General features: G+C 46.6%; 22 protein-coding genes. 11 read left to right on the plus strand and 11 right to left on the minus strand.

The window, feature by feature from the left end:
* Positions 1 to 11: 11 nt before the first annotated feature.
* The 3 genes from KN811_RS05030 to nadC all read right to left on the minus strand — a co-directional run bounded on the left by KN811_RS05030 (position 12) and on the right by nadC (position 2,417).
* On the minus strand, positions 12 to 443 hold the full coding sequence (locus KN811_RS05030) for a DUF2147 domain-containing protein (protein WP_187967016.1): 432 nt from the start codon (positions 441 to 443) through the stop codon (positions 12 to 14).
* Between the two features lie 35 nt (positions 444 to 478).
* The gene (locus KN811_RS05035; RefSeq protein ID WP_187967017.1) at positions 479 to 1,399 is read right to left on the minus strand and encodes a YihY/virulence factor BrkB family protein; all 921 of its coding nucleotides are present in this window, start codon (positions 1,397 to 1,399) and stop codon (positions 479 to 481) included.
* 154 nt (positions 1,400 to 1,553) lie between these two features.
* Entirely contained in the window at positions 1,554 to 2,417 is an 864-nt protein-coding gene (nadC, locus tag KN811_RS05040) for a carboxylating nicotinate-nucleotide diphosphorylase (RefSeq protein ID WP_187967018.1), read from the minus strand.
* A 127-nt stretch (positions 2,418 to 2,544) separates the two neighbouring features.
* Between nadC and rlmH the strand changes: the two genes are divergently transcribed.
* Positions 2,545 to 3,018, plus strand: coding sequence for a 23S rRNA (pseudouridine(1915)-N(3))-methyltransferase RlmH (gene rlmH, locus KN811_RS05045; RefSeq protein WP_187967019.1), 474 nt, complete (start codon positions 2,545 to 2,547; stop codon positions 3,016 to 3,018).
* 86 nt (positions 3,019 to 3,104) lie between these two features.
* Positions 3,105 to 3,683: a non-canonical purine NTP diphosphatase gene (locus KN811_RS05050; RefSeq protein WP_187967020.1), complete on the plus strand. Its 579-nt coding sequence runs from the start codon at positions 3,105 to 3,107 to the stop codon at positions 3,681 to 3,683.
* 6 nt (positions 3,684 to 3,689) lie between these two features.
* Here KN811_RS05050 and KN811_RS05055 read toward each other — a convergent pair whose 3' ends face one another.
* The 4 genes from KN811_RS05055 to KN811_RS05070 form a co-directional block, all read right to left on the minus strand.
* A complete protein-coding gene (locus KN811_RS05055; RefSeq protein WP_187967021.1) occupies positions 3,690 to 4,550 on the minus strand; it encodes a phosphatase PAP2 family protein in 861 nt (286 codons plus the stop codon).
* A gap of 324 nt (positions 4,551 to 4,874) precedes the next feature.
* Positions 4,875 to 5,531, minus strand: a complete 657-nt coding sequence (locus tag KN811_RS05060) for a ClpP family protease (protein WP_187967022.1) — start codon at positions 5,529 to 5,531, stop codon at positions 4,875 to 4,877.
* Positions 5,532 to 5,590: 59 nt separating this feature from the next.
* Positions 5,591 to 5,872, minus strand: coding sequence for a hypothetical protein (locus KN811_RS05065; protein ID WP_187966438.1), 282 nt, complete (start codon positions 5,870 to 5,872; stop codon positions 5,591 to 5,593).
* Positions 5,853 to 6,401: an RNA polymerase sigma factor gene (locus tag KN811_RS05070; RefSeq protein ID WP_187966439.1), complete on the minus strand. Its 549-nt coding sequence runs from the start codon at positions 6,399 to 6,401 to the stop codon at positions 5,853 to 5,855. The genes KN811_RS05065 and KN811_RS05070 overlap by 20 nt, the downstream gene beginning before the upstream one ends.
* Positions 6,402 to 6,681: 280 nt before the next feature.
* Between KN811_RS05070 and KN811_RS05075 the strand changes: the two genes are divergently transcribed.
* Entirely contained in the window at positions 6,682 to 8,394 is a 1,713-nt protein-coding gene (locus KN811_RS05075) for a DEAD/DEAH box helicase (protein WP_187966440.1), read from the plus strand.
* A 323-nt stretch (positions 8,395 to 8,717) separates the two neighbouring features.
* Positions 8,718 to 9,485, plus strand: a complete 768-nt coding sequence (locus tag KN811_RS05080) for a carboxypeptidase-like regulatory domain-containing protein (RefSeq protein WP_187966441.1) — start codon at positions 8,718 to 8,720, stop codon at positions 9,483 to 9,485.
* Positions 9,486 to 9,514: 29 nt separating this feature from the next.
* Here the strand turns inward: KN811_RS05080 and KN811_RS05085 are convergent, their stop codons facing one another.
* Positions 9,515 to 10,207, minus strand: coding sequence for a TrmH family RNA methyltransferase (locus KN811_RS05085; RefSeq protein WP_187966442.1), 693 nt, complete (start codon positions 10,205 to 10,207; stop codon positions 9,515 to 9,517).
* Between the two features lie 232 nt (positions 10,208 to 10,439).
* Here KN811_RS05085 and KN811_RS05090 point away from each other — a divergent pair, with 232 nt between their 5' ends.
* The 4 genes from KN811_RS05090 to KN811_RS05105 all read left to right on the plus strand — a co-directional run bounded on the left by KN811_RS05090 (position 10,440) and on the right by KN811_RS05105 (position 14,099).
* Positions 10,440 to 11,126 (plus strand): SIR2 family NAD-dependent protein deacylase, encoded by a 687-nt coding sequence (locus KN811_RS05090; protein WP_187966443.1) that lies wholly within the window; start codon positions 10,440 to 10,442, stop codon positions 11,124 to 11,126.
* A 3-nt stretch (positions 11,127 to 11,129) separates the two neighbouring features.
* Positions 11,130 to 11,720, plus strand: coding sequence for an adenylosuccinate lyase (locus KN811_RS05095; RefSeq protein WP_187966444.1), 591 nt, complete (start codon positions 11,130 to 11,132; stop codon positions 11,718 to 11,720).
* Between the two features lie 334 nt (positions 11,721 to 12,054).
* Positions 12,055 to 13,230, plus strand: a complete 1,176-nt coding sequence (locus KN811_RS05100; protein WP_187966445.1) for an acetyl-CoA C-acyltransferase — start codon at positions 12,055 to 12,057, stop codon at positions 13,228 to 13,230.
* Between the two features lie 119 nt (positions 13,231 to 13,349).
* A complete protein-coding gene (locus tag KN811_RS05105; RefSeq protein ID WP_187966446.1) occupies positions 13,350 to 14,099 on the plus strand; it encodes a C40 family peptidase in 750 nt (249 codons plus the stop codon).
* Between the two features lie 175 nt (positions 14,100 to 14,274).
* Here KN811_RS05105 and ettA read toward each other — a convergent pair whose 3' ends face one another.
* Complete coding sequence (ettA, locus tag KN811_RS05110) at positions 14,275 to 15,969, minus strand: energy-dependent translational throttle protein EttA (RefSeq protein WP_187966447.1); 1,695 nt, start codon at positions 15,967 to 15,969, stop codon at positions 14,275 to 14,277.
* Positions 15,970 to 16,091: 122 nt separating this feature from the next.
* Complete coding sequence (locus tag KN811_RS05115) at positions 16,092 to 16,271, minus strand: CAL67264 family membrane protein (RefSeq protein ID WP_187966463.1); 180 nt, start codon at positions 16,269 to 16,271, stop codon at positions 16,092 to 16,094.
* 394 nt (positions 16,272 to 16,665) lie between these two features.
* On the opposite strand from KN811_RS05115, the gene KN811_RS05120 reads away from it, so the two are divergent.
* The 3 genes from KN811_RS05120 (at position 16,666) to KN811_RS05130 (ending at position 20,529) form a co-directional block, all read left to right on the plus strand.
* On the plus strand, positions 16,666 to 18,294 hold the full coding sequence (locus tag KN811_RS05120; RefSeq protein WP_187966448.1) for an acyl-CoA carboxylase subunit beta: 1,629 nt from the start codon (positions 16,666 to 16,668) through the stop codon (positions 18,292 to 18,294).
* An 88-nt stretch (positions 18,295 to 18,382) separates the two neighbouring features.
* Entirely contained in the window at positions 18,383 to 20,017 is a 1,635-nt protein-coding gene (locus tag KN811_RS05125) for a M1 family metallopeptidase (protein ID WP_187966449.1), read from the plus strand.
* 89 nt (positions 20,018 to 20,106) lie between these two features.
* A complete protein-coding gene (locus tag KN811_RS05130; RefSeq protein ID WP_187966450.1) occupies positions 20,107 to 20,529 on the plus strand; it encodes a DoxX family protein in 423 nt (140 codons plus the stop codon).
* 132 nt (positions 20,530 to 20,661) lie between these two features.
* Here the strand turns inward: KN811_RS05130 and KN811_RS05135 are convergent, their stop codons facing one another.
* A complete protein-coding gene (locus tag KN811_RS05135; RefSeq protein ID WP_187966451.1) occupies positions 20,662 to 22,179 on the minus strand; it encodes a RagB/SusD family nutrient uptake outer membrane protein in 1,518 nt (505 codons plus the stop codon).
* Positions 22,180 to 22,188 lie beyond the last annotated feature (9 nt).

Raw genomic sequence — 22,188 nt, forward strand, 5'->3', positions numbered from 1 at the left:
GAAGAAAGACGTTATTTCACCCGGAACCAGTTTTGCGTACGGAAAAAGAAAGCAACATAGCCCCGTACGTTCAGTTTGTCCGGGTCGTCTTCGTCCAGCCATAGTTTACAGCGGTATTCTTTTCCCTTGTTAGGGTCCAGTATGCTTCCGCCGGAATATTCACCGCCGTCTTTTTCCAGACCCTCGACAATGACCATTCCCAGGATGGGCTTGTCCTTTTTATCTCCTTTGCATTTATCGCATTTGGCATCCTGCCTGTCTTTATTTACGATCTTTACCACTTTTCCATATACCTTTCCGTTTTCCTGATATATTTCTACTACCGATTTTTCCTGTCCTGTTTCGTCGTCTATCGTCTTCCATTGACCAAAAATATCCTGGGCTGTTGCAGAAACAATCCCCATCAGGAAAAAAATACCGCATAACTTTACGATGTGTCCCATCTTCTCTGTTTTTTATGATTACAGAAATAAATATATTAAAATTTTCGTTTCAGGCTGCGCAGGGAAGCATTTAGTTCAAAACCGAGCAGCAGTATATTGGAGTTGAGCCAGATATACAGCATCAGTATCAACAGGGCTCCGATAGAGCCGTATAATTCGTTGTACTGGGAAAAATTTTCAATATATACCCCGAAGAAATAAGATGTAAGGACAAACAATATGGTAGTCAGGAGTGCGCCGGGTGAGAAAAAGCGGGTGTTTTTGCCTTCGGCTGTACCAAAATAATAAAGTATGGAAGTAAAAAGATAGGCTATGAACACAAAGAACAGGTATTTTCCCATATTGATCCACAGTTCCACATTTTCGATATAGCCCCCCTTGCTCAACCTGTCTATGATATCGGTCTGAAAAAAGATAAAGGCCGCGACCGAAAACAGTAGCAACAGGGCCATGATAACCGCTACCCCCAGGGCTATAAAATATTGCCTGATCACGTTTCTGCTGATCTTTACATGATAAGAAGTCTCAAACCCTCCGAAAACGGCATTGATCCCGTTGGTCATCAGAAAAATGGAGAGCACGAATACCGAAGACAGCAGGCTCCCCCTTTTTTTTCCGGCAATATCACTAAAGATCGGATTAAAATAAGAAGCGGTTTCCGGGGGTAGCAACCCATCGATAAACTGGAGGAACTGGGTTTGAAAATCTTTAATGGGCACATAAGGAATGAGGTTGAGCACAAACAGCAAAAAAGGAAAAATAGCCATAAAAAAACTAAAGGAAATGGCACTCGCCCTGTATGTCAACGCCCCTTTGACTATGCCGAGCACATACATTTCCAGCAGATCATAAACCGAAAGCCCTTCAAATGCCCTCAATTTTATCTTCTTGAAAAAGGCAACAAGAAGGTTGATCACAGGAATTTTAGAGAGCTTTTCTTCTATTTCTAATGACATATCGATTTACGATTTGAGGTTATTTTGGGTTACCCCCCCCTAGCCCCCCTCAAGGGGGGAACTTTTCTCTTTTAAAGAGCGCTAATGTTCCCCCCTTGAGGGGGGCTAGGGGGGTGTTCCCTTCCAGATAATCCGATCTATTCCAACTTCTTCTCTACCCATCAACAGCTTTCAGGCTCAGGTCCATATTGTAAACCGAATGTGTGAGTGCTCCGGATGAAATATAATCCACACCGCATTCGGCATATTTTCTTATGGTGCTTTCATTGATCCCACCCGAAGATTCCGTCTGGCATTTTCCTGCGATGCGTTTTACGGCCGTTGTCGTATCTTCAAAACTAAAGTTGTCGAGCAATATTCTGTACACCCCTCCGCATTGCAGGATCTCCTCCACTTCGTCAAGGTTCCTGGCCTCCACAATTATTTTAAGGTCTTTTCCTTTTTCCTCCAGGTATTTCCGGGTCTTGGTAATGGCTTTGGTGATCCCCCCGGCAAAATCGATATGATTGTCTTTAAGCATAATCATATCATAGAGCGCAAATCTGTGGTTTTCACCACCTCCGATCTTTACGGCCCATTTTTCCAGGGCCCTTATTCCCGGGGTGGTCTTACGGGTGTCGAGTATTTTTGCCCCGGTACCTTCCAGAAGGTTCACGTATTTCCGGGTCTTGGTGGCAATGGCACTCATACGCTGCATGGCATTGAGCGTCAAACGCTCTGCTTTGAGTATGGACTGTGACCTCCCTTCCACATAAAAAGCAATATCACCGTGTTTTACCTTTTGTCCGTCCCGGATCTGTACCTCCAGGCGAAGGTCTCTATCTACATGGTCAAAAATTTTTTCAGCAAACTCCACTCCGGCTATAATACCCTGGTCCTTGACCAGCAGTTTGGCCTTTCCCTGTGCCGAAGCGGGGATACAGGCCAGTGAACTGTGATCGCCATCGCCCACATCTTCGCGTATGGCATTGGCAACGATCAGGTTTATTTCACGGTCGAATTGTTCTTTTGAGATCATATATTGACGGTTTTGTCGCTAAAATAATAATATATTTACGATTTATCCCTCGGCTACGCTCGGGAACCGGTGGAAATTTCCCGGAAAATACTTGCACCTTATAATTCCCGGGGTTTATTTTGTGCCTATGAATATAAAACTTCTGGCCATAGGCAAGACAGACCGTACTGCTTTGCAATCGCTCATACAGGATTACGAAAAGCGGCTCGGGTTTTACGTGCGATTTGAAACGGAGATTATTCCGGATATCAAAAACACCGGAAAACTGAGTGAAGCGCAGCAAAAAGAGAAAGAGGGCGAGCTTATCCTCAAAAAATTACAGCCCACGGACATCCTGGTCCTGCTGGATGAAAATGGAAGAGAATACACCTCGGTCGGTTTCTCCGAATTTCTTCAGAAAAAGATGAATTCAGGCATCAAACAACTGGTCTTCGTCATCGGTGGCCCTTATGGCTTTTCGGATGCAGTATACCGGAAAGCACAGGGAAAACTGTCCCTGTCCCTTATGACATTTTCGCACCAGATGGTCCGCCTGTTCTTTACCGAACAGTTATACAGGGCCTTTACCATACTGAATAACGAACCTTATCATCACAAATAAAGTACGAGGTTAGAAGTACGAAGTCAGCAAGTCTCCTTTTAACTTCGTACTTCTAACCTCGTACTTTTAACTTTAAATCAACTATAATGAAACTGGTTTTTGCAACCCACAATAAGAACAAATTACACGAAGTAAAAGCATTGCTGCCGGACAACATCGCACTCCTTGGCCTGGATGATATAGGTTGTGACGAAGATATTCCCGAAACTTCAGATACCATTGAAGGGAATGCCATCCAAAAAGCAGACTATATTAAAGAGAAATACGGCTATGACTGCTTTGCCGACGATACCGGGCTGGAGGTCGATGCCCTTGATGGTGCTCCGGGAGTGTACTCGGCCCGTTATGCCGGGGAAGCAAAAAATACGGACGACAATATAGAAAAGCTGTTGCGTGAACTTCGGAGCAAAGAGAACAGGAACGCCCGGTTCAAAACAGTGATCGCCCTTCACCTGAACGGGGAACGGGTACTCTTCGACGGTATTGTAAAAGGCCGTATCACTGAAGAAAGATCGGGTAAGGGCGGATTCGGGTATGACCCCATATTCCTGCCGGAGGGTTATGAAAAGACTTTCGGAGAACTTCCCCTGGAAGTAAAGAACCGGATAAGCCACCGCGCCAGGGCCGTAAATCAGCTTATTGATTATCTGAAAGAGATGAAATAGGCAGGGTTAAAATACACCTACCACTCCTACTCTTCCCGGGCCGACATTGAGGTTCCAGGACACTTTCCTGGCTTTTTTCTTATAGGGCGAGGCATATTTTGTGTCGAGATAGCTGTCTACGGCCTCTACTGTGGCTATACTTATGGCAACACTCAGCACTACGTCGGTCAACCAGTGAGCCCCTTCCCATAGACGGGAAACCGGCGGTATAAGCCCTACGGTGTAGATCCCGGCTTTGGCCCAGGGGTTATTTACCAGTTTGGCCAGGGCGTAAGCATTGGTAAAAGACAATATCGTATGCCCCGAAGGGAAGGAATGATAGTCTGCACTATCGGGAAAAGGGTCGAATGTGTCTTTGGATTTTCCCGTTCTTGGCCGGGCACGGCCTACCACCATTTTACTCACCTGCTGCAGCAAACCTGCGGCACTTGCCGAAGAAATAAGGAGCACTCCAGTCCTCCTCCATTTTTCATTTTTGGTGAACAGCCCCGTGAGGTAAACCGCTCCGGTAAGCATATAATTGTTCTGCGGGCTTCCGTAATACCATCCGTAATCGCGTATCACTTTGGGAATATCATCCCGTTGCCGCATAAAGAAATCGCTGGCCTCTTCATCCACAAGATAAAGCAGGCCTGTGCCTGCCACTACCCCGCCAAAGGTAAGCCAGTCGTCTCCTTCCCAGTGAAAAGGGCGGCTGTAAACATATCCTATTCCACCAAGCATATTAACCCCGTCGTATTTGAACATCTGCCAGCGGGTCTTCTCTTTTTCAGGTTTTTCGATCTCCTGACCATTAGACAACAGGGAAATCCCCAGAAAACACAAAGCAAAAAGATTCCGTAGGTAAGTGGTATGAAGTTTAAGCATATTTGATCTGTCTTTTATCACAGTGCCCGAAAGGAGCCCAAAAACGGATCGCAAGATACGACAAAAGGTCCGAAGTCCGAAGTTGGAGGTCAGGGGTTTTAGGGTAGACATACCTTAGCTTTGAGTATTCGGGGATATGAACAGGAAAATTATAACTTGCATGTCAGAACACCAAAACCTGTTATCCTGAGCGCAAAAGTTTATACTGAGCGTAGTCGAAATAAAGGATTGAACCTTGATTCAATATTAAGATGCATGTCCTGTCTGAAGTCTACGTACATCAATTCTACTTCGGACTTCGGACTTCGGACTTCCGACCTAAAGTCAGTTTTTCCCGGAGTTAAAAAAAGAAACCTTATAACCGGGGTTTTTCAATGTGAGTACATCGCCAATATCGCCCAGGATCTCGTCAACAAGGCCGTAATCTTTGGCTTCCGGGGCACTCATAAACCTGTCGCGCAAAAAGAGTTCTTCGATCTCTTTCCGTGTATGACCGGTATTGTTACCTATGATATGAAAAAGTTGCGCCTGGATACGCTCCTGCTCATGGGTGGCAATGCGCACATCCTCGGTATAACCTTTAGCCCCGCCGCTGGCCGGGTGCATGTGTACTGTGGCATGGGAAAGCGCATAACGTTTTCCTTTTGCCCCCGAGGTGAGCAATGCCGTGGCCATACTTCCCGTAAAACCCACGGCCACCGTAGATACGGGGGCAGACATCATTTTAATAGTGTCATAAATGGCCATGCCTGCATAAACACTGCCTCCCGGGCTGTGGATATACAGATCTACCTTCTTTTTGGGGTCCTGGCTGTTGAGATAGAGCAACTGCGCCACGACAAGATTGGCCACCTGGTCGTCTATGGGCGAGCCCAGAAATACAATACGTTCTTTTAGTAACAGGCTGTATATGTCATAGGCCCGTTCTCCCCGGTCTCGGTTATCGATGACCATGGGGATCACTCCGGATGAAAATTCCATTTTTTTAGATGTTAGATTTTAGATATGAGATTTTAGATTTGGGGGATTGGGTGGGCGGGTTATATTTTATTATTAGCGGAAAAAATTTTTCGGATCCTCTTGCGGAAATTGTTGTGTTTTTCTTCGTGAAAAAGTTTGTGGTGTACTGATGCTATTTCGGTTTTCAGTTTTTTCCGTCCATAAGCCTGGATGTAGCCATAGGCGTCTTTTTGGGCGGCGAGTTTCTGCCTGAGGTCCTCGCTCAGGTATAGTTTTACATCCATCATCAGGGCATCAGCCCCGGTGTCTTTCCGGAAGATACGGTCTTCCAGTTGTTTGGTCTCAAGCCATGAAGTCTTCATAGTGCAATGATTTTTCCCGGATCTTATTTCTCACTTTTTCCAGGCATTTATATTTCTGAACCGTCGCTGAACGCACACTTCGAAAACCGAAGTGCCCCGCCATTTCCTTCATGCTGATTTTGTCGTAATAGAAGGCTTTCAGCATATCCATACATTTCTTCCCCGCCTGTTCCAGGAAATCTGCAATATTTTCCCGTGCCGGGCTTCCAACAAGAGATACCCCGGCAATGTCTTCGGAAATACTGTTTTGCCCTGCCGCTTCGCTAAACCTGTTGCCTTCCGCATACATCCTGTACCAGAGCTTTTTGGCCACTCCCATCAGGTAAGCCCCCTCATTCCGTATGGCAGGAGCGTCCGGGGCAACTGCTTTTTCATAATAAACAACAAGGCAGTCCTGGAAAATATCCCTGGCATCTTCCAAAGTCCCGCCCCGCTTTCGGACGTAGGTGGCTACATCGGGAAAAGACAGCTTATAGAGCCGCAAAAACAACTTTTCCCTTTCCCCGGGTGTTTTTATGTTATTTTGCATAGCAGTTTATTAATGTATTTGACTTTATTCCGGTAACACTTCCGGAACGGCTTTTATATCTATGTGTCCGTTCGGGCGGAAATATCACCCTGAAAAAACATATTTTTTTTATCCACATCTAATTTACGACCTTTTGCGGGTATCGAAAAAAACACTTTCACTCTCCTAACTATATCTGTCACAATTAATTCCGAAAACACAGGTCAAAACAAATAATTGGCAAAAAGTAACGAATAACCACGAATAAAGAGTACCTTTGCCCCTTATTTTAAATTAATATATGAACAAATTTGAACAATTAGGACTGAACGAGGAGCTTTTAATGGCTATTGAAGATATGGGGTTTGAAACACCTTCCGAGGTACAGGAAAAAGCGATCCCGGTCCTTCTCGCCGATAATACCGACATGGTTGCCCTGGCACAAACCGGAACAGGGAAGACCGCTGCTTTCGGTTTTCCGCTCATCCAAAAGATCAACGCTAACGATAAGACCACACAGGGGCTTATCCTTTCGCCCACAAGAGAATTGTGCTTACAGATCGCCAACGAACTGAAAAACTATTCCAAATATGTCAAAGGCCTCCGCGTTGCGGCCATTTACGGCGGGGCGAGTATTACCGAACAGGCCAGGGATGTAAAGAAAGGGGCCCAGATCATTGCGGCCACTCCGGGAAGAATGCAGGATATGATAAACCGGGGGATGGTAAACATATCGCAAATAGAATACTGCATACTCGATGAAGCGGATGAAATGCTGAACATGGGGTTCTATGAAGATATCACTTCTATCCTCTCTCATACTCCGGAAGAAAAGAACACCTGGCTGTTCTCTGCTACCATGCCCAAAGAGGTATCCACTATTGCCAGGAAATTCATGCACAAGCCCGAAGAGATCACCGTTGGTGCCAAAAACTCCGGGACCGATACGGTACAGCACGAATACTATCTCGTAAACGGCAGGGATCGTTACCAGGCACTGAAACGCCTGGCCGATGCCAATCCGGATATATTCTCGGTTATATTTTGCCGAACCAAGAGAGACACGCAAAACGTAGCTGAGAAACTCATTGAGGACGGCTATAATGCTGCAGCGCTGCATGGCGACCTGAGCCAGAACCAGCGCGATATGGTTATGAAATCTTTCCGCACCCGTCAAATACAGATGCTGGTAGCCACCGATGTGGCCGCAAGAGGGATCGATGTGGATGACATTACCCACGTGATCAATTATCAGTTGCCCGATGAAATAGAGACCTACAACCACAGGAGCGGACGTACGGGCCGTGCCGGAAAATCAGGTATTTCCATGGTGATCGTTGCTAAAAGCGAACTGAGAAAGATAAAGGCTATCGAAAGGATCATCAAAAAACAGTTCGAAGCCAAAAAGGTCCCCAACAGCATGGAGATCTGTGAAATACAACTCTATCACCTGGCCAGCAAGATCAAGAATACCGAGATCAACGAGGAGGTGGATCATTACCTTCCTGCCATTAACGATGTACTCCGGGACATTGACCGGGAAGATCTTATCAAAAAGATGGTCTCTGTGGAGTTTGGAAGGTTTTTCAACTATTACAAGAAGGCCAAAGACCTGAACGTAAGCAGCAGTGGAGGCCAAAACCATGCTTCTGCTCCCGAAGACCTTCCGGAAGGAGGGAACGTACGCTACTTTATAAATGTAGGTGAACGGGACGGTTATGACTGGAAGTCCCTGAAAGATTTCCTTCGGGATACCGTAGACCTTGGCCGGGACGATATTTTCAAGGTGGATGTCAAAGAGAGTTTTTCTTTTTTCAATACCGATGCCACGCACACTGAGGACATTCTCAGGACCTTTACCGATTTTAAAAAGAACGGGCGTTTTATCAATATCGAAATTTCCAAAAACCCCGGAGGAAGTAAGAAAGGCCGCGACCGGAATCGCAAAGGCAACAGGTTTTCCGCTTCGGACAAAGGCTTTGGTAAAAAAGGAAAAAAAGGGAGAAGACGATAAGAAACTGTTTTAATTTTATACTATGGAGGTTTGATTTTCAACATGGAATACGGCCTCCATATTTCCCGGCGTGTTTCTGACAAAAGTGTAAAGCCCCTTATTACACAGGCCTGTCTAACCGGGTTGTTACTGGGATTTCAACAGCAAACCAGCTGTTAATTGTATATTAAAAAAATACGGAAACACGCACTTTTTTCATTTTGGTTTAGTATTTTTAGCCTCCGGACAAACCTTAACGGAAAGGGCTATATTTTTCAGATTGGGATTCACGAATGTACAGGAACATATCTCTTTCTACGCTCCCGGAAAAAATAAATTGACTAGTGAAAAAGACAATTCCATTTATATTCTCCCTGTTTTTTACGGTGTTATGCTTTTCTCAGGAAACAAGCAGCGTTAAAGGCGTGGTATTCAACACCAGTACTGATAAGACCATGGACAACGTACACGTGGTAAACCTCAATCAGGTGATCGGTACCGTGACCAATTCCAACGGGGACTTCCAGATCACTGCCAGTGTCAATGACACGTTATATTTTTCCTTCCTCGGTTTTAAATCCATAAAGATCAGGGTGACCAATGACATGCTTAAATTCGACGGCACCCGGATAGGAATGACGGAACTTGCCTATGCCCTGGAAGAAGTGGTCTTAAAACCCTACAAACTCACAGGCTACCTGGAGATCGATGCCAAGAACATCCCTATAAACAATGCGGGACGGTACAGCATCTCCGGGCTTCCCAAGGGCTACGAAGCAGGAAACGCCAATCCCGGAGCTATTTCCAAGGCGTTAGGCGCCATTTTTAACCCGGTGGATTTCCTGCATAATATCTTCGGCAAGAAACCCAGGGAAATGCGTAAGCTGCGAAAGATGAAAGAAGACGATGAAATACGTAATCTCCTGGCCTCTAAATTCGACCGAGAAACCCTGGGCGAACTTCTACAGATAGAGCGCGTAGACATCGACGAAATATTGCGGAACTGCAACTATTCCAAAGATTTTATCCGTACTGCCAACGACCTCCAGATCCTGGATGCCATACACGATTGTTACGAAGAATACAAAGTACTTAACCGCGTCGACCAATAAGATTATTTATTCGGAGTCCCGGAATAAGATTATCTGTCTTTATCGTTCCCGCGGGTTTTAAACTCGCTATATCCCGAATAATATCTTTTCAGGACATCTTCTGAACTCCTTATGCTTTTTTTGGCCCAGTCTATCCGTTTCTCCAGCACCTCTTCTTCCGTAAGCTGCCAGGAAATATCCGACCTTCGCAGTTTTTCGGTCAGGGTATGCAGGATGATGGCAGCTGAAACGGAAATATTAAGGCTTTCCGTAAATCCCGCCATCGGTATCTTTAAATAACCGTCAGCTTCAGCCATGACTTCTTCCGAAAGCCCTTCTTTCTCCGTACCGAAAAATAAGGCCGACTTTTCGGAAACATCAAAATCATCGACAAAACAGGAATCGTTATGCGGTGTGGTGGCGATGATCCGGTATCCCTTTTCCCGGAGTTCTTTTATACAGTTTTGTGTAGACGCATAGCGGTGCACATCCACCCATTTCTGTGCCCCCATAGCTATGTTCTTGTCCAGTTGATGGCCAAAACGTTCCTCGATGATATGTGCTTTCTGTATTCCAAAAACATCACAGCTACGTATCACGGCACTGGTATTGTGCATTTGGTAAACGTCTTCTATGGCCACAGTAAAATGATTGGTCCGGCCGGATAGTATCTCTGCGAACTTTTGTTTTCTTTCCTCGGTGAGGAAGCCTTCCAGGTATTGCAGTAATGCAGTATCTGCCATTTGGGTTTACGAATTACGATTTTGGATTTACAATTTATCATTCCCGGTTCACGAGCCTGACAAGGGGCTCAGGGCAAACTAAAACCCTGGGGAAAACTGCCCCAATTTACATTTTTTTGATCAACCGGAATATAAATGCTCTTCGTGTATTCGTGGCAAAATAAATCACAACCACAATTTCCGGACACCACTAATCAAAAAATTAATATATTTCCGGGACAAAAGCAGTACGATGAAAAAAATAGTTGTTTTGACCGGTGCGGGGATCAGTGCGGAAAGCGGTATCAATACCTTCAGGGACGCTAACGGACTTTGGGAAGGGCACGACATCATGGAAGTAGCATCACCGGAAGGTTTCCGGAAAGATCCGGCACTGGTGCTGGATTTTTACAACAAACGGAGGCGGCAACTCTTCGAAGTAGGCCCGAATACCGCCCATTATGCCCTGGCCGACCTTCAAGAGGTATATCAGGTGAGCATTATCACTCAGAATGTGGACGATCTGCACGAACGGGCGGGAAGCAAAAATGTTGTCCACCTACACGGTGAGTTACTGAAAGCCCGCAGTACTTTTGACGAAGACCTGGTCTACGACTGGAAAAAAGACATCCACATCGGTGATTTTTGCGAACACCACCACCAGCTCAGGCCTCATATTGTCTGGTTTGGCGAAGCCGTGCCCATGATGGACAAAGCCATTTCTGAAGTAGCTGATGCTGATATCCTTATGGTGATCGGCACCTCCATGCAGGTATATCCCGCAGCAGGGCTGGTTCACTATACCCAAAAAAATATTCCTGTTTATTTTATAGACCCCAAACCCAATATTCAGGAAAACAGCATGGACAACCTCACTATCATTGCCGAAAAGGCTACGACAGGTGTCCCAAAAGCCATTTTCCAAATCAAAAACCCCTGAACATTGCCAAAAGACATATATCACAAACTACAATACGTAACCGCCCTGCGGAAACCCCGAAAGGAGCTCTCCGAAGAGATACTGGCCACTCCTTCCCTCTTTCCGGACCTGTTAAAGGCCTGCTTTGCGGAAGACAACAAGACTTCGACCAAAGCCTGTTGGGTACTCGAATTTGTCTGCAAGGAAAAACTCGAATGGATACTTCCGTATACAGACACTTTTATCGACAATATCCCGAAGCTAAAGGCCGACGGTGCTATAAGGTCCACCGGAAAAGTATACGAACTTCTTTGCGAATACTATTTCAGCAAACAGCAAAACCCGGTCAGGAAATCGCTTACTGAAGAACAGCTCGGAAAGATCGCAGAAACCTGTTTCGACTGGCTTATCGGAAATGAAAAAGTAGCTGTAAAGGCCTATGCCATGCGTTGCCTTTTCCTGCTCGGGAAAAAATTTCAATGGATATATCCGGAACTACAACTGGTACTCCAACAGGGTTACACCCAACACTCTGCTGCCTATCGCTCCAGGGCAAAACACATCCTGGACAAGATCAGGGAAATTGAGGTAGATGGAAACAGATTGATTGAATAGGTGGGGAACACCCCCCTGCCCCCCTCAAGGGGGGGAGTTCTATATTTTTTTAAAGAGCGTTATAGTTCCCCTATCGAGGCGGGCAGAAAGGAGTAAAACGTAACGAAATACTCAAAACCTTAAACCCTGAACCTTCCCTTCGACTCTGCTCAGGGACCAAACTTTGAACTTTGAACCTTGAACTTTAGACCTGTTAATATCTCAATTTTACTTAAATTCGCAACATAGACCTTTGGGAGTATGCAGACAAGGTACAGCAATGTATACAGGATGAAGGACAATACCCGCTCAACTCCCGAACTGTACGGCAAAAACACACTAAAAACAGAATAAAATGTCAAGAAAAGTAGTAATAGTCGCAGCAGCAAGGACTCCGATAGGGAGTTTTATGGGAGCCCTGTCCGGCGTCCCTGCCCCGAAACTGGGAGCTGTGGCCATAAAAAGTGCTCTCGAAAAAGCAAATGTATCCCCTACCCTGGTAGACGAAGTACTTATGGGCAATGTGGTACAAGCCGGAGAAGGCCAGGCCCCGGCCAGGCAGGCGGCAATTTATGCCGGAATACCGGATACCGTGCCCTGCACAACCGTGAACAAGGTATGTGCCAGTGGTATGAAAGCCGTTATGCAGGGCGCACAGGCCATAGCCCTCGGCGATGCAGATATTGTGGTAGCCGGAGGAATGGAAAATATGAGCTCTATTCCACATTACGTACATATGCGCAAGGGACTGAAATTCGGCCCGGCATCATTAGAAGACGGTATGCAGAAAGACGGCCTTGTGGACGCCTACGACCACAATGCCATGGGTGTATGCGGAGACCTCTGTGCCACGGAATATGGTTTTTCGAGAGAAGACCAGGACAATTTTGCGATTCAGTCCTACCAGCGGTCCGCCAAAGCGTGGGAAGAAGGTAAATTTTCCGAGGAAGTGGTCCCGGTGGAAGTACCACAACGAAAAGGAGATCCTGTTCTGGTAAAAGAAGACGAAGAATATAAAAATGTTATCCTCGATAAAATACCTTCCCTGCGTCCTGCGTTCTCTAAAGACGGTACGGTAACCGCTGCCAACGCCTCAACCATAAACGACGGTGCCGCAGCCTTTGTATTGATGAGTGAAGAAAAAGCAACAGCACTGGGGCTTAAACCCCTGGCTACCATTAAGGGATATGCCGATGCTGCCCAGGAGCCGAAATGGTTTACCACCGCCCCGGCCAAAGCACTTCCCAAAGCTCTTGAAAAAGCAGGAATAGCCCTGGAAGATGTTGACTTTTTTGAGTTTAACGAAGCCTTTTCCGTAGTGGGACTGGCCAATATGAAAATACTCGGACTGTCGGACGATAAAGTCAATGTTAACGGCGGAGCTGTTTCTCTCGGCCATCCCCTGGGATGTTCCGGGGCCCGTATCCTGGTGACGCTGATCCATGTCCTGAAACAAAACAACGCAAAAACAGGTGCCGCTGCCATATGTAACGGCGGAGGCGGAGCTTCGGCCATCATTGTTGAAAGATAGTAAATTAGTTTTGGAGTCTTGGAGTCCTGGAGTTTATTAGTATAAACAGCCACAAAATAAGAACTCCCCAAGTCCGGGACTCCAAAACTAAAAAACTAAAAAAACTGACGATAAAATAAATGCAATACGGAATTTGTAACCTTAGTATCGTTCCTTTACGATCTCATCCTTCCGACACGGCCGAACTTACCTCTCAGGTCTTGTACGGCGAACATTTTAAAGTACTAGAACAACAAAAATACTGGAGCAGAATCCGTCTGGCATTCGACAGGCACGAAGGGTGGATAGACAACAAACAATTCCTGAAAATAGAAGAAGAAACGTATAAAAATATGGACAAAGACGCCCCGGGGCTGTCTTCTGACATGGTGGAATTTATCACAGACCACAACGGGCAGCTTATGCCCGTTTCCATAGGGTCGCATGTAAGCACTTCTTCTTTTTTTTCACATCAGTTCGAAGGCCGGGTGCAATCCGGAAAACAAGCCAAGGAAAACCTGGTCGATACTGCTTTCCTGTTTCTGAACTCCCCACACCAGCACGGCGGAAAAACTCCATTTGGCATCGATGCCGCAGGACTGGCACAAATGGTCTATAAGTTAAACGGATATTCCCTGTTAAGAGAAGCCGCACAACAGGCTACACAGGGAGAACCCCTGAGCTTTATCGAAGAATCGGAACCGGGCGACCTGGCGTTTTTCGACGATGACGAAGGCAATATCGTACATGTTGGGATCATCATGGAAGACAACTATATTATCCACGCCTACGGCAAGGTCCGCATTGACCGTATCGACCACACAGGCATTTTTAACACAGATGCCCGAAGGCATACACACAAGCTCCGGGTTATTAAAAAGATCATTTGACAACACATTTCAAACGCATAAACAACTGTCAGGTCGAGCGCAGTCGAGACCTCTTTTAGAGACCATTCGGGCTAAAATCCCTCGACTACGCTCGGGGTGACAGAAATGTCATTGCCAATTTATGCAGTTGCATAGATGTCACTTCTACTAATTAGGTGTTGAGATTTAGCGTTTGTTACTCCCTAATTAGCTTTTTATACTTAATCCGTTTCGGTGTTACATCAGTACCGAGGCGTTTTCGTTTGTTCTCCTCGTAATCGGAAAAACCACCTTCGAAAAAGTACACTTCCGAATTGCCTTCAAAGGCGAGGATATGTGTACAGATACGATCCAGGAACCAACGGTCGTGCGAGATGACCACGGCACACCCTGCAAAGTTTTCGAGGCCTTCCTCGAGTGCTCTCAGCGTATTTACGTCGAGGTCGTTCGTGGGTTCGTCCAGGAGCAATACGTTCCCTTCTTCCTTGAGGGTCATGGCCAGGTGGAGCCTGTTCCGCTCTCCTCCGGACAAGGCCTCTACTTTTTTGTTCTGCTCACTTCCCGAAAAGTTAAAACGGCTGAGATAAGCCCTGGAATTGACCTGCTTCCCTCCCATCATAACGAGTTCCTGACCTTCGGAAAAGTTTTCCCAGATAGATTTTTCCGGGTCTATATTGGAATGCCTCTGATCCACATAGGCGATCCTGGCAGTTTCTCCGACCACAAACTCACCTTTGTCCGGCTTTTCCTCTCCCATGATCATTTTAAAAATGGTCGTTTTTCCCGCTCCGTTTGGGCCAATGATCCCTACTATCCCTGCCTGGGGAAGGTTAAAGTTCAGATTGTCATACAGGAGTTTGTCCCCGAATGCCTTGGCCACCCCTTTGGCTTCTATGACATTGGTCCCCAGCCTCGGGCCGTTGGGAATATAGATCTCCAGCTTTTCGTCCAGTTTCTTCTGGTCTTCGTTAAGCAGTTTGTCGTAGTTATTAAGACGCGCCTTTTGTTTGGCCTGCCTGCCTTTCGGGGCCATACGCACCCATTCCAGTTCCCGTTCCAGGGTTTTCTGCCGTTTGGAGGCCTGTTTCTGTTCCTGGGCCAGGCGTTTGGACTTCTGATCGAGCCAGGAGGAATAATTCCCTTTCCAGGGTATGCCTTCTCCCCGGTCGAGCTCCAGTATCCATCCAGCTACATTGTCCAGGAAATAACGGTCGTGGGTCACGGCGATGACTGTTCCGCTGTATTGTTGTAAATGCTGTTCCAGCCACAGTACAGACTCCGCATCGAGGTGGTTGGTAGGTTCATCCAGCAGCAGGACGTCCGGTTGTTGCAGCAATAACCTGCAAAGGGCCACCCTACGGCGTTCCCCTCCCGAAAGTACTTTTATGGGAGTATCCGGCTCGGCAGTACGCAGGGCATCCATCGCAATCTCCAGCTTGGTGTCCAGTTCCCAGGCATTGGTGGCATCGATCTTGTCCTGAAGCACGGCCTGGCGGTCCATCAGCTTCTGCATTTTATCGGCATCTTCATACACTTCGGGCAGCCCGAACATATCGTTTATCTTGTTGTACTCGTCCAGTACGGCCACCACTTCTGCCATACCTTCCCTGACAACCTCGATCACCGTCTTTTCCTCGTCCAGTTGCGGTTCCTGTTCCAGGTATCCCACCGAATAACCGGGAGAGAACACAACATCGCCCTGGTAATTTTTTTCTACGCCCGCAATGATTTTCAGCAAGGTGGATTTTCCGGAACCGTTAAGCCCCAGGATACCGATCTTGGCCCCGTAAAAAAAACTCAGATAGATGTCCTTGAGCACGGTCTTGTTCGTACTCTGGTACGTTTTGGAAACGCCCGACATCGAAAAAATGACTTTCTTATCGTCTGACATATTTATGTTGTTTGTTGTTTATGGTTACAGGTTGCAGGTTGTAGGTTTACTAGTTTGTTTGTAGATAACTTTATTACAGGAGAAATTGAAACCTGTAACCTACAACCTGCAACTTTCAACTCCTATACTCTCCCTTTTAATGCGTTGAATATCCATGACATGGCAAAAAAGCCGATGCCCACTACCGAAAACCCTATGGCGTAATCCTTGTATTTCAATACGCCAAGTAACACAAGTGCTGTGCCTATTAAAAACATGATCAAAGAAGCCCAGCCAAATATTGCATTCTTATTCATTCCCATCGATGTATCCATTAAATGATGATTTAAGTACAAAAGTCCGTATTTGTACTAAATTAGCGCGCAAATATCGCACAATTTATGAAATATTTAATGATTCCCGGTAGAGTTCCCTTGAAGTCTACCGGTCATACTGCTTAATTTCAAAAGCCCAAACTTTGTGTTCAGAGTGAAGAACCCGGTGTACTTTTTGATTTTCGATGTTGCGGGCTTTATTTTACCACAGAGCGGCACAAAGCAGGTACAAAGTGACACAGAGAATATTATCACTATCCCACAGACCACTTCCGGCTTCTGACTTCGGATCCAGACACAATGCATTGTGCCCCTACTTCTAACTTCGCACTTCGTACTTCTGACTTTGTTTCGTATTTTAGCAGCATTCTAATCAAAAAGCATGGACATTAACTTCAATAAAAACGAAGACCACAATAAGATGCTCTTGTCCGGACACAGGGGCCGGCTGGCCAAAATAAAAAAGGGAGGCGGAGAGAAACGGATCGAAAAGCTGCATTCGGAAGGTAAAATGACTGCCCGGGAACGTATAGACTACCTGCTCGACAAAGGTGCCAACAACATAGAGATCGGTGCTTTTGCCGGAGATGGCATGTATGAAGAACACGGCGGATGCCCTTCGGGAGGGGTCGTTGTAAAGATCGGGTATGTCAAAGGGCGGCAATGCGTTGTTGTGGCCAATGACGCCACGGTAAAGGCCGGGGCGTGGTTTCCCATTACAGGAAAGAAAAACCTGCGCGCCCAGGAGATCGCCATGGAAAACAGGCTGCCCATCATCTACCTGGTAGACAGCGCCGGGGTATACCTGCCCATGCAGGACGAAATATTTCCGGACAAAGAACACTTTGGCCGTATTTTCCGCAATAATGCTATGATGAGCAGTATGGGCATCACCCAGATCGCAGCGGTGATGGGGAGCTGTGTGGCCGGGGGTGCATATCTGCCCATTATGAGTGATGAAGCCCTGATCGTAGACAAAACCGGCAGTATTTTCCTGGCAGGAAGTTATCTCGTAAAAGCCGCCATAGGAGAAACCATCGATAATGAGACCCTGGGAGGAGCCACCACACACTGTGAAATAAGCGGAGTAACGGACTACAAGGCCAAAGACGATAGGGATGCTCTGGACACCATAAAGAATATTATGGATAAGACCGGCGATTTTAACAAGGCCGGTTTTAACCGTACAAAACCTGCACGCCCCAGGGAAAACCCGGATGATATCTACGGTATCCTTCCCCGGTCGAGGGCAGATCAGTACGATATGACGGAGATCATAAAACGACTCGTAGACGGTTCGGAATTTGAAGAGTACAAGGCCGGATATGGCAAAACGCTCATCACCGGCTATGCCCGTATCGACGGATGGGCCGTGGGTATCGTGGCCAACCAGCGCAAAGTGGTAAAGACCAAAAAGGGTGAAATGCAGTTTGGCGGGGTCATTTATTCTGACAGTGCCGACAAGGCTACCCGGTTTATTGCCAACTGCAACCAGAAGAAGATCCCGCTGGTATTCCTTCAGGACGTTACCGGGTTTATGGTGGGCAGTAAGAGCGAACACGGCGGAATTATAAAGGACGGTGCCAAAATGGTCAATGCCGTGAGTAACAGTGTGGTCCCCAAGTTTACCGTTGTCATTGGCAACTCTTACGGTGCCGGGAATTACGCCATGTGCGGCAAGGCCTACGACCCCAGGCTTATCTTTGCCTGGCCGAGCGCCGAACTGGCCGTTATGGGCGGTGCCCAGGCCGCTAAGGTGCTGTTACAGATAGAAACGGCATCTTTGAAGAAAAAAGGAGAGAACATTACCAAAGAAAAGGAAGAGGAACTGTTCAACAAGATAAAATCGAGATACGATACGCAAACTTCTCCCTATTACGCAGCCGCAAGATTGTGGACCGATGCTGTGATCGATCCTGCCGATACCCGGAAATGGATCAGTATGGGTATTGAAGCTGCGGATCATGCACCAATAGAAAGGCCATTTAATCCAGGGGTGATGCAAGTGTGATGGAAAATCCCAAATGTTGTTGAGCGAAGCATGACATTTGGGGTTTGTTATTCAGGATTTAATACCTTTGTCCCAAAATCAGGAATCCATGAAAAAAATTATACTTTTTAGTTTGCTGTTCACAGGTATTCTGGGCGTGAATGCCCAGTTACTTCAGGAGAAGGAAAGTTATACCAAGGGAGATACCTTAAGGGGTTCCCTCCGCAGGGAAAGGAATTTCAATGTGCGGGAATACCACCTGAACGTCAAAGTGGACCCCGGGAAAAAATATATCGAAGGCCATAACCGGATCGTGTTTGTCCCCCAGGAAAAACTGCACACCATTCAGATAGACCTTTTTGAGAATATGGATGTGGATTCCATTCTATACCGTGGTAAACCCCTTCCTTACCGCAGGGAATACAATGCTGTTTTTATAGACAACAGCAAAGGTTTTCAAAAAAACAGGAAAGACAGCATTACGTTTTATTATTCCGGCAACCCCATCGCTGCCAAACGTGCCCCCTGGGACGGTGGTTTCGACTGGAAGACCGACAAAAACGGCAAGCCCTGGATCGCCACAGCCGTTCAGGGTACAGGTGCCAGCGCCTGGTGGCCCAACAAGGACCACCAAAGTGACGAACCGGAAAACGGGATGACCATAAAAGTGGCCGTACCCAACGGACTCATGGACGTCTCTAACGGCAGGCTGACCGGCAAAAAAGACCTGGGCAACGGTTATACCCGGTGGGACTGGAAAGTGACCAACCCTATCAACAATTACGATGTAGCGCTTAACATCGGGGACTATGCCCATTTCGGTGAAACCTACAAGGGGCTGGATATGGATTTTTACGTATTGAGCTACAACCTGAAAAAAGCTAAAATGCATTTTCAGGAGGTGAAACCGATGATGGACTGTTTCCAGGAAAAATTCGGAACCTATCCCTTTAAAGAGGACAGCTACAAAATGGTGGAGACCGCTCACCTGGGAATGGAACACCAGAGTGCCGTAGCTTACGGCAATAAGTATATGAAAGGCTACCTGGGGCGCGACCTTTCGGGTACGGGTATAGGTAACCGCTGGGATTTTATCATCATCCATGAAACCGGTCACGAGTGGTTCGGCAACAGCATTACCTCTTCCGATATTGCCGATATGTGGATCCATGAAGGTTTTACTACATATTCTGAGGCGGTATACGTAGAATGCCGCTGGGGATATGAGGACGGCCAGGCCTACGTAAACGGGCTCAAACAGAATGTAAGGAACGACCGGCCCATTATAGGCGATTACGGAGTGAACAAGGAAGGTTCGGGAGACATGTATCCCAAAGGGGCCTTAATGCTCAATACCATCCGCCATATGATCAATGACGATGATAAATGGTGGCAGCTGATACGAAATTACAGCGAGACCTTTAAACACATGATCGTGGATACCGAAATGGTCCTCAATTTCTTTGAGCAGGAAACCAAACTGGACCTCGAGCCTGTTTTCGATCAATACTTAAGACACAAAGACATCCCCGTGCTGGAGCTGAAAAGGGAAGGCTCTGGCACCGCCTATCGCTGGGTGGTTGATGCGGATAATTTTAACATGCCCGTAGACGCCAGTATCAACGGGAAAACGGTCCGCCTCCACCCTACTTCGGAATGGCAGAAACTGGATGTTCCCCCGGGTGGAATATCCGTCGCCACCGACCGGTTCTTTATTAATGTAAAGGTCGGCAAACAGCCTTAAGCACTTAAACAAAGCACTGAAAAACAGCAAATTATTTAACATTTGCTGTTTTTTTTGTACCTTAAGGGTAGATTTTAAAGACCGGAACCATGGGAACAGTAAAAACTTTAAACAAATGGGCCAACGCGCATACCTATTATCCGCTTGACCTTTTACGGATAGCCCTCGGGGTATTCCTTTTCCTGAAGGGGACTTCCTTTATCGTCAACAGCCAGTACCTGATCGACATCATAAAACCGATACAGAACTGGTGGGGTGCCATGCTGACCGTTCACTACGTAGCCCATGCACATTTGCTCGGGGGTATACTGATCGTTTTCGGGTTGCTCACCCGTTTGTCCATTGCCGTACAGATCCCGATATTAATAGGGGCTATTGCTATTAATTTTATCGGGGAAATGCACAGCGGGAACCTTATTGCTTCTTCCGTCACCTTCCTGATATGTATTTTCTTCCTGATCTACGGTTCAGGAAAACACTCGGCGGATTATTATTTTAAGATGCAGCAGTGATCGTTATCTCCTGATCATTACTGAATTTTAAAAATTAGCGTATCATCCATAGGATAGAAAAATAAAGAGGCTGCCCGGAAAGACAGCCTCTTCGTTTTTAAGTTCTGATGAGGTGATGAAATATGTTTCCGGTTAATATCCGGGATTCTGTTCTATGGGCGCTGTTGTGTTATTCTGGATCTCAGATAGCGGAACAGGCCATATAAATCTATAATCGGAATACGGAATGGCATGATCCAGGGCCACTTCTTCTTTTCCTGTATAAAAATCAAGAGATGTAACGGATCTCGAGGTGGCCTTAAGCGGTACTCCCTCCATCAGGCCTTCTCCGGACAACCTGTGTATATCGGGCCACCTTCTGCCTTCGGCCAGAAACTCTATTCTGCGTTCGTTCCACACCGCCTGCAGCACTTCGTTTTGTCCGCCCAAACCTCCTGAGGTATAGGAAGGGGTTCCTTCCGGGAGTGCCCTGTCACGTACTGTATTGAGGAGGTCTACCCCATCATCCAGTTTATTGAGGCGCGCATTGGCCTCCGCGGCGTTCAAAAGCACTTCTGCAAATCTTATGGTCGGGATATTATCGTCCTGGGTTACCTGGTTCATGTATTTACCGGTATAGATCCCTACATTGTTGTTCGATGTTATATCTCTCCTCAGGTCATCTTCGAGCCAAAAATCGGCACGCCATATTACAGGGCTGATCTTTACCAGGCCCCTTCCGCCATTATCCGGGTTTCCGTACATTCTGGACAACGTTCCGTTAGTCCCCGGGTTGGATTGTGCCGAATGCTGGAAACCAAAAATATTATCTGTACTTTCACTTTCATATGGGGCAAGCAGGTTTGTCGTAACGGCATAATCCCCGGCAATTTTATCGTATTCGGCCAAAACTCCTTCCCAATCTCCCTGATGGAGTTTTATTCTTGTTTTTAATGCTATTGCAGCGCCTTTACCAGCCCTGTATGGTGTAGTCCCTATATCACTGAGCAACTCTTCTGCTTCATCGAGATCTGTGAGTAACTGGCCATAGTCTTCCCCGACAGTTGACCTGCCCACAGCCTGGCCTTCCTCTACTTTACCTACTTCGTCTATGGCGAAAGTTCTGTAAGGGATTCCTAAACTTGAAGGATCGTCTGAGTAAGGCCTTGAAAAATGGATCAGCAATTCGTGGTGAGACAGTGCTCTTATAAATAGCATCTCTCCTCTGTACCGATCACGCGTAGCCTGATCTATCACTCCGTTTTCAACGGCTCCATCCAGGTTCTCAATAACCAGGTTAGATCTGTTAATAAGTCTGTACAGGGAAATCCACATCCCATTATTGTTCAATGTATTAGGTGTATATCCCGCTGTATAGGTCGCTTCATAGAAAAGCTGGTCGTTATACATATCCTCCCCTCTCATGTCTCCCTGCTCGGTAGATGCTGCACCAAAAGGATAACCGCGATCCACAACTCCGTTATAATATCCTGCCTGGGCCGCTTCGTACACTCCCAGCACAGCAGATTCTATCCTCTCGGCAGTGCTATATGCCTCTTCATCCGGTACAATATCGGCCGGGCTCAGGTCTGTTACATCACAGGAAGCCAGGAAGATCACAGCAATTCCTGCCAGCGCCAGCCTTATTTTATCTAAAATGTTATTTTTCATCTGTTTATT

The organism is Sinomicrobium weinanense (assembly GCF_018863395.1).
GTDB lineage: Bacteria > Bacteroidota > Bacteroidia > Flavobacteriales > Flavobacteriaceae > Sinomicrobium > Sinomicrobium weinanense.

Excerpts from the sequence above, each read along its gene's own strand:
- KN811_RS05030 (WP_187967016.1), bottom strand. The coding sequence starts at position 443 with ATGGGACACATCGTAAAGTTATGCGGTATTTTTTTCCTGATGGGGATT.
- KN811_RS05035 (WP_187967017.1), bottom strand. The coding sequence starts at position 1,399 with ATGTCATTAGAAATAGAAGAAAAGCTCTCTAAAATTCCTGTGATCAAC.
- nadC (WP_187967018.1), bottom strand. The coding sequence starts at position 2,417 with ATGATCTCAAAAGAACAATTCGACCGTGAAATAAACCTGATCGTTGCC.
- rlmH (WP_187967019.1), top strand. The coding sequence starts at position 2,545 with ATGAATATAAAACTTCTGGCCATAGGCAAGACAGACCGTACTGCTTTG.
- KN811_RS05050 (WP_187967020.1), top strand. The coding sequence starts at position 3,105 with ATGAAACTGGTTTTTGCAACCCACAATAAGAACAAATTACACGAAGTA.
- KN811_RS05055 (WP_187967021.1), bottom strand. The coding sequence starts at position 4,550 with ATGCTTAAACTTCATACCACTTACCTACGGAATCTTTTTGCTTTGTGT.
- KN811_RS05060 (WP_187967022.1), bottom strand. The coding sequence starts at position 5,531 with ATGGAATTTTCATCCGGAGTGATCCCCATGGTCATCGATAACCGAGAC.
- KN811_RS05065 (WP_187966438.1), bottom strand. The coding sequence starts at position 5,872 with ATGAAGACTTCATGGCTTGAGACCAAACAACTGGAAGACCGTATCTTC.
- KN811_RS05070 (WP_187966439.1), bottom strand. The coding sequence starts at position 6,401 with ATGCAAAATAACATAAAAACACCCGGGGAAAGGGAAAAGTTGTTTTTG.
- KN811_RS05075 (WP_187966440.1), top strand. The coding sequence starts at position 6,682 with ATGAACAAATTTGAACAATTAGGACTGAACGAGGAGCTTTTAATGGCT.
- KN811_RS05085 (WP_187966442.1), bottom strand. The coding sequence starts at position 10,207 with ATGGCAGATACTGCATTACTGCAATACCTGGAAGGCTTCCTCACCGAG.
- KN811_RS05090 (WP_187966443.1), top strand. The coding sequence starts at position 10,440 with ATGAAAAAAATAGTTGTTTTGACCGGTGCGGGGATCAGTGCGGAAAGC.
- KN811_RS05100 (WP_187966445.1), top strand. The coding sequence starts at position 12,055 with ATGTCAAGAAAAGTAGTAATAGTCGCAGCAGCAAGGACTCCGATAGGG.
- KN811_RS05105 (WP_187966446.1), top strand. The coding sequence starts at position 13,350 with ATGCAATACGGAATTTGTAACCTTAGTATCGTTCCTTTACGATCTCAT.
- ettA (WP_187966447.1), bottom strand. The coding sequence starts at position 15,969 with ATGTCAGACGATAAGAAAGTCATTTTTTCGATGTCGGGCGTTTCCAAA.
- KN811_RS05115 (WP_187966463.1), bottom strand. The coding sequence starts at position 16,271 with ATGGGAATGAATAAGAATGCAATATTTGGCTGGGCTTCTTTGATCATG.
- KN811_RS05120 (WP_187966448.1), top strand. The coding sequence starts at position 16,666 with ATGGACATTAACTTCAATAAAAACGAAGACCACAATAAGATGCTCTTG.
- KN811_RS05125 (WP_187966449.1), top strand. The coding sequence starts at position 18,383 with ATGAAAAAAATTATACTTTTTAGTTTGCTGTTCACAGGTATTCTGGGC.
- KN811_RS05130 (WP_187966450.1), top strand. The coding sequence starts at position 20,107 with ATGGGAACAGTAAAAACTTTAAACAAATGGGCCAACGCGCATACCTAT.
- KN811_RS05135 (WP_187966451.1), bottom strand. The coding sequence starts at position 22,179 with ATGAAAAATAACATTTTAGATAAAATAAGGCTGGCGCTGGCAGGAATT.